Raw genomic sequence first — 13,385 nt, 5'->3', positions numbered from 1 at the left:
GCCGCAGCGGAGAAGGGCGCGGGATGACGGTCACCGACGACTTCAGGCAGGCTCGCGACAGGCTCCTCGCGCTGAGCGAGAACTACGACGAGGCGCGCCGCGCCTTCGTGTGGCCCCGCTTCGACGAGTTCAACTTCGCGACCGACTGGTTCGACGCCCTCGCAGCAGATCCGGACCGCGGCCAGCAGCCGGCGCTCATCATCGTCGAGCAGGACGGCAGCTCGACCCGTCGCACCTTTGCCGAACTCGCCGAGGCCTCGCGCCGCGCCGCGACGTGGCTCCACGAGCAGGGTGTCCGCCGCGGCGACCACGTCATCATCATGCTCGGCAACCAGGTGGAGCTCTGGGAGCTCATCCTCGCAAGCATTCGGCTCGGCGCCGTCATGATCCCGACCACGACCCTCATGGGCCCGCGCGACCTCCAAGACCGCGTGGAGCGCGGCGCCGCGCGCTGGGCCGCGGTGGGTGCGGCGCATCTCGCCAAGTTCGACAACGTGGCCGGCGACTACACGCTCATCAGGGTGGGAAGGGTGGGTGAGGAAGCCGGGGTGGGTGAGTCCACCGGGGTGGGTGAGGAAGCCGCCGAGCCCGACGCAGCGCACGACGACGACGGCGGGCGGCAGGGCGGCGTCGCCCGTTCCGGCCGCGCTGTGCTCGACTATGCGGATTCGGCCGACGCGAGCCCCGATTTCGAGCCCGACGCGCGAACCCACGCCGACGAGACGCTCCTGCTCTACTTCACCTCCGGCACCACGTCGAAGCCCAAGCTCGTCGAGCACACGCACACGTCCTACCCGGTCGGTCACCTCTCGACCGCGTACTGGATCGGCCTCGAACCGGGCGATGTGCATCTCAATGTCGCCTCGCCGGGCTGGGCCAAGCACGCATGGTCGAACGTGTTCGCGCCGTGGATCGCCGAGGCCACGGTCTTCATCTACAACTACGAGCGCTTCGACCCCGCGGCCCTCATGGAGCAGATGGGCCGCGAAGGAGTCACGAGCTTCTGTGCCCCGCCCACCGTGTGGCGCATGCTCATCCAGTCCGATCTCACGAAGCTCGGCGCACCGCCCCGCAAGGTCGTCTCGGCGGGGGAGCCGCTCAACGCGGAGGTCATCGACCAGGTGAAGAAGGCGTGGGGCGTGACGATCCGGGACGGCTTCGGCCAGACCGAGACCACAGTCCAGGTCGCGAACACGCCCGGCCAGCCCGTCACCGCCGGTGCGATGGGACGCCCGCTCCCGGGCTACGACGTCGTTCTCGTGGACCCCGCGACGGGTGAGGAGACGGACGACGGCGAACTGTGCCTCCGCCTCGACCCCCGTCCCGTGGGCCTCATGGCTGGCTATCACGGCGACCCCGAGCGCACGGCCGAGGCGTTCCGCGGCGGCTACTACCACACCGGGGACATGGCGCGCCGGGCGGCGGACGGCGTCATCACCTACGTGGGCCGCGACGACGACGTCTTCAAGTCCTCGGACTACCGGCTCTCGCCGTTCGAGCTCGAGAGCGTTCTCATCGAGCACCCGGCGGTCGCGGAGGCCGCGGTCGTGCCGTCGCCGGATCCGGTGAGGCTCTCGGTACCCAAGGCATTCGTGGTCCTCGCGCGCGGCTACGAGGCCAGCCCCGCGCTCGCCGAGGAGATCCTCCGCTTTGCGCGCGAGCACCTCGCGCCGTTCAAGCGCATCCGCCGCCTCGAATTCTCGGAGCTGCCCAAGACGATCTCGGGGAAGATCCGCCGCGTCGAGCTGCGGCACGGCGAGGAGGCCCGGCATGCGGGGCCGGGCGCCGGTGCCTTGCAGGCTGCGGGTGTCGAGTATTCCGAGGCGGATTTTCCGGGCCTCAAGGACTAGCCATGAGCACCCCGCTTCCCCGCGACCCGATCGATGACGCCCGTCGCAACTGGGAGCGGCACGGGTGGGGCGACGTCGCCGCGCCCATGGCGGCGATCACGGCGATCATGCGGACCCAGCAGATCCTCCTCGCACGCATCGAGGAGGTCCTCAAGCCGCACGGGCTGACGTTCGCGCGCTACGAGCTGCTCGCGCTCCTGAGCTTCGCCCGCGGCGGCGCGCTGCCCATGAGCCGGGCCAGCGCACTCCTCCAGGTCCATCCGACGTCGGTGACCAACGCCGTCGACCGCCTTGAGCAGGCGGGTCTCGTTGAGCGCACGCCGCACCCCACGGACGGTCGCACGACGCTCGTCGGGCTTACCGGCGGTGGGCGGGCGCTCGCCGAGCGGGCGACGGCGGCGCTCAACACCGAGGTTTTCGCGCGCTCGGGCTTCACGGACGACGACGTCGATCAGCTCATCCGCGTGCTCGGCGCCTTTCGCCGCAGGGCCGGCGACTTCGTGGACCCGTGAGTGCCCGCGCCCGCCTTCAGATCTGCGGGTTCGAGCGGTAGCGGATGTCCGTGATGATGCCCGAGAAATCGCGGGTCGCGCCGCCATGCGTCGCGAACTCGTCGTAGATCTTCGCCGCGAGCGTGCCCAAGGGCGCGATCGTGCCCGTGCTCTCGATGGCCTGGAGCGCGAGGTGCAGGTCCTTGGACATGAGGGCGCCCGTGAATCCCGGCTCGTAGTTCCGGTTGGCGGGGCTCGCCGGGACAGGGCCGGGGACCGGGCAGTTCGTCGTGAGGGCCCAGCATTGGCCGGAGGCGTGGGCGGCGACGTCGAACAGCACGTCGTCCTTGAGGCCGAGCTTCTCCGCGAGGACGAACGCCTCGCACACGGCGATCATCGAGGCGCCGAGGATCATGTTGTTGCACACCTTCGCCGCCTGGCCAGCGCCGTGGTCGCCGCAGTGCACGATCCGCTTGCCCATGAGCCCGAGCAGGGGCTCGACCTGTGCGAAGTCCTCGTCGCTGGCCCCGACCATGAAGGTGAGCGTGGCCGCCTCGGCGCCCATCACACCGCCTGAGACGGGCGCGTCGATGAACCGATGGCCTGCGGCCGTCGCCGCCTCGGCGGCCTCGCGGGCATCGTCGACGTTGATCGTCGAGCAGTCGAGGAAGAGCGTCCCGGGCGCGGCGCTCGCGAGGAGGCCCCACTGCTCCTCGGTTCCGCGGTAGAGCTCGAGGACCTGCTCTCCCTTCTGGAGCATAGTGAGAATGATCGCGGCGCCTTTGGCCGCCTCTTCCGCTGACTGGGCTACTTCTACCCCGTGGGCCCGCGCGGCTTCCGCGGCCGCGGGGAACGGGTCGAAGCCGACGACGTCGCGTCCCGCCTTGACGAGGTTCGCGGCCATGGGACCGCCCATGTGGCCGAGACCCAGGAACGCGATCGTCCCGCCCGTGACTTCTGTGGCTTCGCCGTCGCTCATGTCACTAGCTCCCTTCAGGCATCACGAAGTGCGCGCCCTGCCGGATTCCGGAAGGCCAACGGCTCGTGACGGTCTTCGTCTTGGTGTAGAAGCGGAACGCGTCCGGACCGTGCTGATTGAGGTCCCCGAAGCCCGAGGACTTCCAGCCGCCGAACGTGTAGTACGCGATGGGCACGGGGATCGGCACGTTAACCCCGACCATGCCGACCTCGACGCGGCTTGCGAAGTCGCGAGCCGAATCGCCGTCGCGCGTGAAGATCGCGACGCCGTTGCCGTAGGGGTTCTCACTGCAGAGGCGCAGCGCCTCCTCGTAGTCCTCGGCGCGGACGACGCTCAGTACGGGGCCGAAGATCTCGTTGCGGTAGATGCTCATTTCCGGGGTGACCCGGTCGAACAGCGTGGGGCCGATCCAGAAGCCGCCCTCGTAGCCGTCCACCGTCGCGCCGCGGCCGTCGGTGACAAGCGTCGCGCCTTCCTCGACGCCTGTGGCGATGTAGCCTTCGATGCGCTCCTTCGCAGCCGGCGTGACGACGGGCCCGAAGTCGGAGCCCTTCTCGAGGCTCGGGCCGACCGTGAGGCCCTTGATGCGCTCTTGGAGCGCCGCGATGAGCCTGTCTCCCGTCTCCTCGCCGACCGGGACGGCGACCGAGATGGCCATGCAGCGCTCGCCGGCCGAGCCGTACGCCGCGCCGATGAGCGCGTCCGCGGCCACGTCGAGGTCCGCGTCCGGCATGACGACCATGTGGTTCTTCGCGCCGCCGAAGCACTGGGCGCGCTTGCCGTGGGCCGCGGCCGTCGCGTAGATGTACTGCGCGATCGGCGTCGATCCGACGAAGCCGATCGCCTTGACCCGCGGGTCCTCGAGGAGCGCGTCCACGGCCTCCTTGTCTCCGTTCACGACGCTGAACACGCCGTCGGGCATTCCGGCTTCCGTGAAGAGCTCGGCGAGCATGAGCGGAACGGACGGATCGCGCTCGGATGGCTTGAGGATGAACGCGTTGCCGGCCGCGAGGGCGGGGCCGCACTGCCAGAGCGGGATCATGGCGGGGAAGTTGAACGGCGAGATCCCGGCGACGACGCCGAGCGGCTGCCGGAGCGAGTGGACGTCGATTCCCTGGCCGACGCCGTCAGAGAACTCGCCCTTGAGCAGATGCGGCGCACCGGCGGCGAACTCGACGACCTCGATGCCGCGCTGCACGTCGCTCCTCGCGTCGGCGAGCGTCTTGCCGTGCTCCTTCGAGAGGGCGGTCGCGATCTCGTCGAGGTGTTCGTTGACGAGGTCCACGAACTTGAGCAGGATCCGGCCCCTGCGCTGAGGGTTGATGGCCGCCCACTCGGCCTGCCCCTTCTCAGCCGCGGAGATCGCGTTGCGGACCTCGTCTGCGCTCGCGAACGGGACGCGGCCTTGCACGCGGCCGGTGCACGGATCGTAGACGTCGCCGTAGCGGCCCGAAGCGCCGTCGACCCTCTGCCCGCCCAGGTAATGGCTCAGTTCGTAGACCGTCGCGGAGGACTCGTGGACCATGGCGAACGCTCCTTTGCATCCGATTGGGGTGTGACTTACATCTCATGGAAAGCCCAGTTCCGAAGATACTCGGACTTCCAAGTAAGTGCCAGAGCCGGCGCGCATCCCCCGTTCAGGGGTCACGTCCCGTGGGTGCGTGGCGCTTTGGGGGTCACGTCCCGTGGGTGCGTGGCGTCGTCGTTCGCTCAACACCCGCGGGAGGTGACCCCTGGATGGTGCGGGACCCGCGGGAGGTGACCCCTGAACGGTGCGGGACCCGCGGGAGGTGACCCCTGGATGGTGCGGGACCCGCGGGAGGTGACCCCTGGACGGTGCGGGACCCGCGGGAGGTGACCCCTGGACGGTGCTACGCGATCCGGTCGAAGAGCCCCGCGAGCTCCTCGGTGAGAGCCTTGACGAGGGCGGGGTTCGTGCCGATCGGCTTGCCGTCGATGTGATTGACCGGGGTGAGCAGCCGGACCGACGAGATGAGCCACACGGCGTCGGCGTCGAACAGGTCGTCGGGCTCGAGAGGCCCGTAGCCGAGCTCCCATCCTTCCTTCTTGGCCGCCGCGAAGAGCGCTCCCTGGGAGGTGCCCGGCAGGATCCCCGAGTCAAGCTCAGGGGTCACGAGCCGCTTGAAGGTGACCCGGCCGGCGTCGTCCGTTTCCGCATGGGCGACCAAGACCGTCGAGGTGGGGCCCTCGAGGACCTTGCCATCGCGGGAGGTGAAGATGACGTCGTCGGCGCCGCGGTCGTGGGCGAAGCGGAGGGCCGCCATGTTGACGGCGTAGCTGAGCGTCTTGGCCCCGAGCAGGAGCCAGGGGGCGCGCTCGGCGAGGTCGGAGTCGTAGCCGCGGTCGAGGAGGAGGACGTCGATGCCGTGTTCGCGCTGTCGCTTCGCCGAGTGCGCGGGCGGGAACGCGGCGACCCAGCAGGTCGGCACGTGCGTGCCCTCCACTCCGCGCGTCGCGACGAGCCGCACGACGACCTCGTCGAGGACGCCGACCGTTCGCTGGTACTCGGCGAGCGCCGTCACGATCGCGCGCTCCCACTGCTCGTGGCCGGGCACGTCGAGGTGGATCATCCCGGCGCTCGAGGCGAGCCGTGAGAGGTGCGCCGGGAGCTTGCGCACGTGCCCGTCGAGGACGAGGAGAGTCTCGAACACGCCGTCGCCCCGGTTCACGCCCTGGTCGGTCGCGTAGAGCGTGGGCTTGCTGGCATCCTCGATGCGTCCGTCCGGGTGAGCGGGATCGAGGAAGACAAGCACGGTCTGAGTCATGGTCACAGCTTAGGCTGTGCCCATGCTCTTCCAGCTGCCGCTTGTGGGGGTCCTGCCCAACTGGATAACGTTCTTGCTCGCCGTCGTCGATCTCGTGATCCGTGTCGCCGTCGTCGGCATCATCCCCGGCAACCGCCGTCCCACCACTGCCATGGCCTGGCTCTTGGCCATCTTCTTCATCCCGACTGTCGGGCTGCTCCTCTTCCTCATGTTCGGCAACTTCCGTCTCTCCCGGAAGCGGCGCGAACAGCAGCAGGAGGTCGACGAGCAGGTTCGCGCCCTGGTCGCCGAGTCCGACGGCGGCGAACCCGCCTCTGCGTTCGCCGGCGCGGAATGGCTGCATTCGGCGTCGAAGCTCAATCAGCAGCTCGGGGCGCTGCCCATGGTGGATGGCAATTCTGTGCGCCTCATCCCCGGGTACGAGGACGCCCTCGCGGCCATGGCGGAGGCAGTCCGGAACGCGAAGCGCTTCGTCAACGCCGAGTTCTACATCATGAGCTCGGACGAGCTGACGGACGAGTTCTTCGCCGCCCTCGAGGAGGCCGCCGAGCGCGGGGTCGAGGTGCGGCTCCTCTTCGACCACATCGGGACCGCCCGGATCCGCGGATACCGCGGGCTGCTGCGTCGGCTCCGGGCCTCGAAGATCCAATGGCGGCGCATGCTGCCGCTTCTGCCGCTCTTGGGCCAGTGGCGCCGGCCAGATCTGCGGAATCACCGCAAGATCCTCGTCGTCGACGGCGAGGTCGCGTTCACCGGGTCGCTCAACCTCATCGAGCGTTCGTACCGCAACCCGCGGCACCGCCGCGCGGGGCGGCAATGGGTCGAGCTCATGGCGCGCCTCGACGGGCCCGCCGTGACGACGCTCAACGTCGTCTTCGCGACCGACTGGCTCGGCGAGACCGGCCAGCTCCTCGCAGAGCAGATGGCGCCGCCTTCTGCGGCGGGATCGGTCGCGGCGCAGGTCGTGCCCAGCGGCCCCGCCTTCGCGAATGAGAATAATCTTCGGCTGTTCAACACGCTCATCTACTCGGCTCAGCACCGGCTGTCGATCTGCAGCCCGTACTTCGTCCCCGACGATTCGCTCCTCTACGCCGTGACCACGGCAGCCCAGCGCGGGGTCCACGTCGAGCTGTTCGTCTCCGAGCAGGGCGACCAGTTCCTGGTCCACCACGCGCAGCAGTCGTACTACGAGGTGCTGCTCGCCGCGGGCGTCAAGATCTACCGCTACCCCAAGCCGTTCGTGCTCCACGCGAAGCACTTCACCGTCGATGACGACGTGGCCGTCCTGGGCTCCTCGAACATGGACATGCGCTCGTTCTCGCTCAACATGGAGGTCTCGCTCATGCTTCCGGGCGCCGGGATTGTGGCCCAGATGCGCCAAGTCGAGGACATGTACCGCAAGGTCAGCCTGCCACTTGACCTCGAGGCGTGGCGGAGCCGGCCGATCCTGAGCCGCTACGTCGACAACGTGGCGCGGCTTACGGCGACCGTTCAGTAGGACCGAGGCTCGCGCCGCCGGAGGCCCGCGCACCGCCGGCCGCGCGCTCCTGCCCGCTTGAACCTTCCCGATCAGTCAGGAACCCGGCGCGTCGCGCGTTCCGCCCGTGTCCCGGGCGAAGAAACGGGCTGGAGCGCGGGATCAGTCGGGAAACTCGGCCCCGAGCGTGGTCAGCACCGCGAACGCTTTGGCCCGGATTTCGTCGTGTTCGGCGTCGGGATCGGAATCGGCGACGACGGCGCCGCCCACCCCGAGCGTGAGCCGCGCCGATCCGTCGGCCGCGCTCTGGACGACGAGCGTCCGGATGACGACGGAAAGGTCTGCGGCGCCCGTCCGCGAAAAGTAGCCGATCGCGCCGGAGTACACGCCTCGAGGGCCTGCCTCGAGGCGGTCGAGGATGCGCATCGTGCTGATCTTGGGCGCGCCGGTCATCGATCCGGGAGGGAATGCCGCAGCAACGGCTTCGGCGCGCGACGCGTCGGGGCGCAGCTGCGCGTCGACCGTGCTGACGAGCTGATGGACGGTTGCGTACGTCTCGACGGCGAAGAGCCGCGAGACGGCCACGGAGCCGGGGACCGCGAAATGGCTCAGATCGTTGCGGAGAAGGTCCACGATCATGAGGTTCTCGGCCCGGTCCTTGGGGTTCGCGGCCAGCTCCGCGCGCACGCGGGCGTCCTCGGCGGCGTCGGCGCCGGGCGCCCGCCGGCGCGTGCCCTTGATCGGCTCGGCGCGAAGCCGGCCGTCGTCCGCGAGGCTCAGGAAGCGCTCGGGGGACGTGCTCGCGACGGCGAGTGGCCCGAAGCGCGCAAATGCGGCGAAGGGGGCAGGGCTGCGGCGGCGGAGCGCTCGGTAGGCGAGCCAGGGGTCGGGCGCCGAGCCGGGGGCGACCTCGGCCTCGAGCGTCGTCGTGAGGCACACCTCGTAGGTATTGCCCTCGGCGATCTCGGCCTTCGCGTCCCGTACCTTGTCGCGGTAGGCGTCCGCCGAGTCTCGGGCGGTGAAGCGGGGTGCCTCCCCGACGGCGGCAGGCGGCGCAGCGGCGGCCGGCGGCGCGACGGCGGCCGGCGTCGCGGGGGCCGGCGGCGTTGCGGGGGCAGGCGGGGTCGCCCCGCGCACGGCGCGCTCGGCCTCGTCCAGCCACCCGACGGCGCCCGGCGCGTCGAGGGCGAGGAGCCAGGTCTCGCCGAGCTCGTGGTCGAGCACGACGGCGCGCGCAGCGAACACCAGCTGCGCATCCTCGGAGGGCGTGCCGCGGAACGAACCGGGGCTCACGTCGTTCCCACCGCATTCGCGCTTGAGCTCGTACCCGAGATAACCGAGCCAGCCGAGCGCGAACCCGCATTCGAGCCCTTCGACGCCGACTCGGGGGAGGGACGGGCGGCCCCATGCCGCGTCGAGCCAACGGAAGAAGGGCTGCTCAAAGACGGCGGTCGTCGGAGTGCCCCATTCCGGGCCGAACGTGACCTTCGTGCGTCCGCCGCGGTGCGTCATGCGCCTGCCGCGGGCTCCGCCGTCGTCGGCCATGATGCTGAAGCGGCTGCGCTGCCCTGCGCTGTCCGTGCATGCGTCGGAGGAATCGAGCCACACCGCGTAAGTCGATTCGCCGAAGAGCGACGCGAAGAGGGCTTCGGGGTCGGGGGTGGCCGCGAGACGCCGGGCTGAGACGGTCCCGGACTCCCGTGCCGCGCGCTCGGGCGCGAGGGCCTCGCGCAGCGCGGGGAGCTCGGCGAGCGCGTCGAGGACGCGGGCCGTCGCCCCGTCCGGGCGGGCCTCGCCGGCTCCCGCGATGACGGTGACCGCGGCGGCGGATGGTACGTCGTCGGCGGCGAGCCAGGCGTCCTCCTGCGCCGCCCAGCGGTCCCAGTGCGGCACATACGTCTCGCCGTCGCGCGCGAGGGCCCGGCTCTTGCGCTCGGCCGTGGACGCCTCGACCCAGACGACGGCGTCCGCGAGCGCGCGCAAGGGCTCGGCGCCTGCGCCCACGCCTTCGAGGACGACGACGTCGCCCGGCTCGGTCACGCGCTCCTCGCCGTACGCGTCGGCGAGCCAATCCCACGCCCGCCAGCGCGCGTCCTCGCCGCGGCGGAGCCGGCCGAGCACGTCGTCGGCGCAGCGCCGGATGCCTTGCGCGAGGCCGTCCCACCCGGTGTAGAGGTCTTCGAGGTGGACGAGTGTGACGGAGCGGTGCTCGCGGAGGGCGGCCGCGAGCTCAACGGCGAGGGACGTCTTGCCCGCACCCGAGCGGCCGTCGACGGCGATGACGGTCGGGCGGGAGGGGCGGCTGCTGGTCACGCCTCGGCGAAGGCCGGAGGCCGCTGGGAGAGCTCGGCGCGCACGTGCTCGACGACGCCGGGCACTGCCGCGTCGATGAGCTCCCACGTGAGCTCGAAGTCGCTCTGACCGCCGAACCAGGGGTCTTCGATGCCCTGGTCGAGGTGGTCGAGATGCGCGACGGCGGGATCGAACTCGCGCATCATGCGCACCTTGTGCTCTGTCCCGGCGGGGGCGATCTCGCGCAGGTGGCCGTAATGGTCGACGTCGAGCGCCAGGATGAGGTCGCGCTCGTCGAACCATTCCGGCCGGAACTTCTGGGCGATGTGGGCGTGCGAGTGGATGCCGTGCGCGTCGAGGACGCGCGCGGCGCGCGGGTCGATCGGCCGACCGACCTCGTAGCTGGTGGTGCCCGCCGAATCGACCACTGTGCGCTCCGAAAGGCCTGCGGCGGCGAGGGCTTCGACGAGCATGAACTCGGCCATGGGCGAGCGGCAGATGTTCCCGGTGCAGACCGTGATGATCCGGTAGGGGCTCGCCGTCGAGTTCATGCGACTAAGCATAGGGTCCGCGGATCGCCGAGCCGGAATCAGCGGCGGAAGATGAAAGCGCTTAGACAACGGCGAGCAGGACGCCGACGCCCACGAAGAGGGTGCCGAAGATGCGATTGAGCAGGCGCTGGCCGCGCTCGTCCCGTGTGAACCGCTGGAAGCTCTTGGCCGCGAGGGCGAAGAAGAACCACATCACGACGATGTCCACTCCAACGATCGTTGCCCCGATGACGGCGTACTGGCTCCAGAGCGGAAGCTCGGGCCGGACGAACCCGGGGATGAAGGCGAGGAAGAAGACGATTGCCTTCGGGTTGAGGAGGTTGACCCAGAGTCCCCGTTGGAACATGGAGAATGCGGGCTCGTTCCCGAGAGCCTGCGCGGCTTCCTGGGTGACGTCCGGCCTGCGGAGGAACTGCCTGACCCCGAGGAACATGAGGTAGGCGGCTCCGAGGTAGCGGATGACGTTGAACGCGACCGGTGAGCTCGCGACGAGCACCCCGAGGCCCGCCGCCACGACGGCCAGATGCACGACGAGGGCCGCCTGCTGCCCGAGCACTCCCCAGATGGCGCGGCGGAATCCCGCGTTGAGCGAGTTGCTCATCGTGTTGATGGCGCCCGCGCCGGGGGTGAAGCTGATGAGGAGGCAGGCGCCCAGGAGGGCGGCCCAGATCGAAAAAGGCACCCCTCCAGATTACGGCCGCGGATCACCAGAGGATGTCGAGGCCGGGCAGGGCCGAGAAGGCTGAATCAGCGGTGACGAGCGTGTAGCCCTCGACGAGCGCCTGTGCCGCGATGATCCGATCGAACGGGTCGCGATGATCCCACGCGAGGCGTCCTGCTTCGAGAGCGTGTCCGGCCGTTATCGGAAGCTCCTCAGACACGAGGGCGAGCACGTGTTTCTCATAGCCCGTAAGAAGTCCGTCGAGATCTGCGAGTTTGCCGATGCGGCGCTTGTTGGCGAGTTCGAACCCGGAGACGGCTGAAGCAATGAGCTTCGAGTCCCACGATTCGAGAGCCGCTCGCGCCCTGCGGGAGAGCCTTCGCGGTTCGGTCAGTGCCCAGACGAGTGTATGGGTGTCGAGGAGATAAGGGGTCCTTCCCATTCGGCGAGTTCCTCCTCACTCATCGGCTCGAGAAAGTTCTCTGGCAGGTGCCCCTTGATGAAGCCGAGCGGCCGCTTCTTGGGGGACTCGATCTTGACGAGGCGCGCCACGGGGCGGCCCGCCTTCGCGATGATCACGTCCTCCCCGGCGTCCATGCGATGGAGCAGCTCGGACAGCCGCGTCTTGGCGTCAAGGATGTTGTAGGTCCCCATGTTGATCAACCCTACTTGGTCAATGCCCACGGCAGAACCAGCTCCGGAAGTTCTCATGCCTCGACGCTACGGCGCCGCACCCCGCGGAAGGGGAGCGGCGCCGTCGTATGTGGAAGACACGCGCGGAGGCATTGTGTGGAGGGGAAACGGCAGCCCTCAGGCCCGCCCGATGACCTCCCCGTTCGGGATGAGGAACCAGCCGTCGGACGACGAGCCCCAGCGGTGCCAGCCGGCCGCGATCCGCTCGAGATCCGCGCGCTCGGCGAAGCCATACGCGACTGCCTGCTCCGCGAACGCCGAGTGGAGCACCCGCTCGCTCCACACGCGCGCCTGCCACGTGCGCTGCTGGGGCGTCGCGTAGAGCCAGTTGCTGCTGGACGGCGCGACGTCGGTGAACCCCGCCTCCTGCATCCAGCTCACGAGCCGACGGCCGGCGTCCGGCTCCGCGCCGTTGCGCCGGGCAATCCGCTGGTAGAGCTCCATCCACTCGGAGAGCTCCGAGATCTCGGGATACCAGCTCATGCCGTGGAAGTCGGCGTCGCGCACGGCCACGATGCCGCCCGGCTCCGCGACGCGGCGCATCTCGCGCAGCGCCGCGACGGGATCCGTCAGGTGCTGGAGCACCTGGTGGGCGTGGACGACGTCGAACGATTCGTCTTCGAGGTCGAGGTCATAGACGTTGCCGATGGCGAAGCTCACGTTCTCGATTCCGCGGTCCTCGGCGAGGGCACGGGCCTGGGCGACGACGTCTTCCGAGCGGTCGAGGCCGAGGACCTGGCCGGGCGCGGTGAGCGCCGCGAAGTCGCACGTGATGCTTCCTGGCCCGCAGCCGACGTCGAGCACCCGGAGGCCGGGGGCGAGGTGCGGGAGCACGAAGCCCGCAGAGTTCTCGGCGGTTCGTGCGGCATGCGCACGCACGACGCTCTCGTGGTGCCCATGGGTGTAGACATCGTCGGGAGTGCTCTGCTGGCCGTCCATGGAACCACGTTACGCGCCCCGGGTATCGGGCCCGTGGCAGACGCGACAAGGTCCTGTGAGTTTGGCTACGCGGGACCGTGAGCTTGCCGACGAAACCCGGAATCCGGCGAAAATCCTCCACCCTACCGCCCTAAGCTTGAAGAGACAAGCATCCTGGGAAATGTCCTGGGATACCCCGTGGGCAAAGGTGCCCTCTCGCAGCGAAAGGAGCACTCCCATGACCGTTCTCAACACAAGCAGCATCCGCCACCGCCGCAAGGGCCTCTTCAGCCGCCACCGTGCGATTCCGCTGGGCGAAGACATCCTCCTCGCGCGCCACGGAGCCCGCATCCGCCACTTTGCGAACGACCGCCGCAATGGCCGCACGGTCGCCGTCCTGGTCGACGGCTCGACAGACCACGCGCCGAACGCGCTCGTCCCGGCCCTCGCGCTCACGCCCGCCCAGCGCCTGTCGCTGCACGTCCAGGACGTCCGGAACGAATTCTCGCGAGAGGACCTCAGGGCCCTGGGATGGGCGACGGCCGCGTGGGCGGTCGCCTCGGCGCTGTTCATCGCGTTTGTCGTCACCGTCGGCATGGCGAGCGGCCCCGAGGTCTTCAACCAGACCACGGCGCTCTATTCCGGGTCCTGACGCGGCGGGGCCCGACCCTGAGAGGCAGGGCGCCG

The 13,385-nt window shown here is 69.7% G+C and carries 13 protein-coding genes; 4 read left to right on the top strand and 9 right to left on the bottom strand.

Features of this window, described 5'->3' with window-relative positions; translation table 11 throughout:
• The first annotated feature begins 23 nt into the window (after positions 1-23).
• Both RBS12_RS09290 and RBS12_RS09285 read left to right on the top strand, forming a co-directional pair.
• Complete coding sequence (locus tag RBS12_RS09290) at positions 24-1,850, top strand: AMP-binding protein (RefSeq protein WP_307965801.1); 1,827 nt, start codon at positions 24-26, stop codon at positions 1,848-1,850.
• A 2-nt stretch (positions 1,851-1,852) separates the two neighbouring features.
• On the top strand, positions 1,853-2,362 hold the full coding sequence (locus RBS12_RS09285; RefSeq protein ID WP_307965800.1) for a MarR family transcriptional regulator: 510 nt from the start codon (positions 1,853-1,855) through the stop codon (positions 2,360-2,362).
• Between the two features lie 16 nt (positions 2,363-2,378).
• On the opposite strand, the gene mmsB is transcribed toward RBS12_RS09285, so the two are convergent.
• The 3 genes from mmsB to RBS12_RS09270 all read right to left on the bottom strand — a co-directional run bounded on the left by mmsB (position 2,379) and on the right by RBS12_RS09270 (position 6,106).
• Positions 2,379-3,320, bottom strand: coding sequence for a 3-hydroxyisobutyrate dehydrogenase (mmsB, locus tag RBS12_RS09280; RefSeq protein ID WP_307965799.1), 942 nt, complete (start codon positions 3,318-3,320; stop codon positions 2,379-2,381).
• 4 nt (positions 3,321-3,324) lie between these two features.
• A complete protein-coding gene (locus tag RBS12_RS09275; protein WP_307965798.1) occupies positions 3,325-4,845 on the bottom strand; it encodes a CoA-acylating methylmalonate-semialdehyde dehydrogenase in 1,521 nt (506 codons plus the stop codon).
• Positions 4,846-5,191: 346 nt separating this feature from the next.
• On the bottom strand, positions 5,192-6,106 hold the full coding sequence (locus RBS12_RS09270; RefSeq protein ID WP_307965797.1) for an aminodeoxychorismate lyase: 915 nt from the start codon (positions 6,104-6,106) through the stop codon (positions 5,192-5,194).
• Positions 6,107-6,128: 22 nt separating this feature from the next.
• Here RBS12_RS09270 and cls point away from each other — a divergent pair, with 22 nt between their 5' ends.
• The gene (cls, locus tag RBS12_RS09265) at positions 6,129-7,604 is read left to right on the top strand and encodes a cardiolipin synthase (protein WP_307965796.1); all 1,476 of its coding nucleotides are present in this window, start codon (positions 6,129-6,131) and stop codon (positions 7,602-7,604) included.
• A 141-nt stretch (positions 7,605-7,745) separates the two neighbouring features.
• Here cls and pabB read toward each other — a convergent pair whose 3' ends face one another.
• The 6 genes from pabB to RBS12_RS09235 all read right to left on the bottom strand — a co-directional run bounded on the left by pabB (position 7,746) and on the right by RBS12_RS09235 (position 12,719).
• Complete coding sequence (pabB, locus tag RBS12_RS09260; protein ID WP_307965795.1) at positions 7,746-9,896, bottom strand: aminodeoxychorismate synthase component I; 2,151 nt, start codon at positions 9,894-9,896, stop codon at positions 7,746-7,748.
• Entirely contained in the window at positions 9,893-10,426 is a 534-nt protein-coding gene (locus RBS12_RS09255) for a low molecular weight protein-tyrosine-phosphatase (protein WP_307965794.1), read from the bottom strand. Before RBS12_RS09255 ends, pabB begins: the two co-directional genes overlap by 4 nt.
• A gap of 61 nt (positions 10,427-10,487) precedes the next feature.
• Positions 10,488-11,108 carry a LysE family transporter gene (locus RBS12_RS09250; protein ID WP_307965793.1) on the bottom strand — a complete coding sequence of 207 codons (621 nt, stop codon included), beginning with the start codon at positions 11,106-11,108 and terminating at the stop codon, positions 10,488-10,490.
• Between the two features lie 22 nt (positions 11,109-11,130).
• Positions 11,131-11,529 carry a type II toxin-antitoxin system VapC family toxin gene (locus RBS12_RS09245; protein ID WP_307965792.1) on the bottom strand — a complete coding sequence of 133 codons (399 nt, stop codon included), beginning with the start codon at positions 11,527-11,529 and terminating at the stop codon, positions 11,131-11,133.
• Positions 11,478-11,798, bottom strand: a complete 321-nt coding sequence (locus RBS12_RS09240; RefSeq protein ID WP_307965791.1) for a type II toxin-antitoxin system prevent-host-death family antitoxin — start codon at positions 11,796-11,798, stop codon at positions 11,478-11,480. The genes RBS12_RS09245 and RBS12_RS09240 overlap by 52 nt, the downstream gene beginning before the upstream one ends.
• Before the next feature lie 99 nt (positions 11,799-11,897).
• Positions 11,898-12,719 carry a class I SAM-dependent methyltransferase gene (locus RBS12_RS09235; RefSeq protein WP_307965790.1) on the bottom strand — a complete coding sequence of 274 codons (822 nt, stop codon included), beginning with the start codon at positions 12,717-12,719 and terminating at the stop codon, positions 11,898-11,900.
• 217 nt (positions 12,720-12,936) lie between these two features.
• Here RBS12_RS09235 and RBS12_RS09230 point away from each other — a divergent pair, with 217 nt between their 5' ends.
• Entirely contained in the window at positions 12,937-13,350 is a 414-nt protein-coding gene (locus RBS12_RS09230) for a hypothetical protein (protein ID WP_307965789.1), read from the top strand.
• The last annotated feature ends 35 nt before the right edge of the window (positions 13,351-13,385 follow it).

It is taken from the genome of Sinomonas sp. ASV322, from assembly GCF_030908245.1.
Classification (GTDB): Bacteria; Actinomycetota; Actinomycetes; order Actinomycetales; family Micrococcaceae; genus Sinomonas.
Note: the sequence above shows the minus strand (reverse complement) of the source record. Positions and strands in the feature narration are given on the sequence as shown.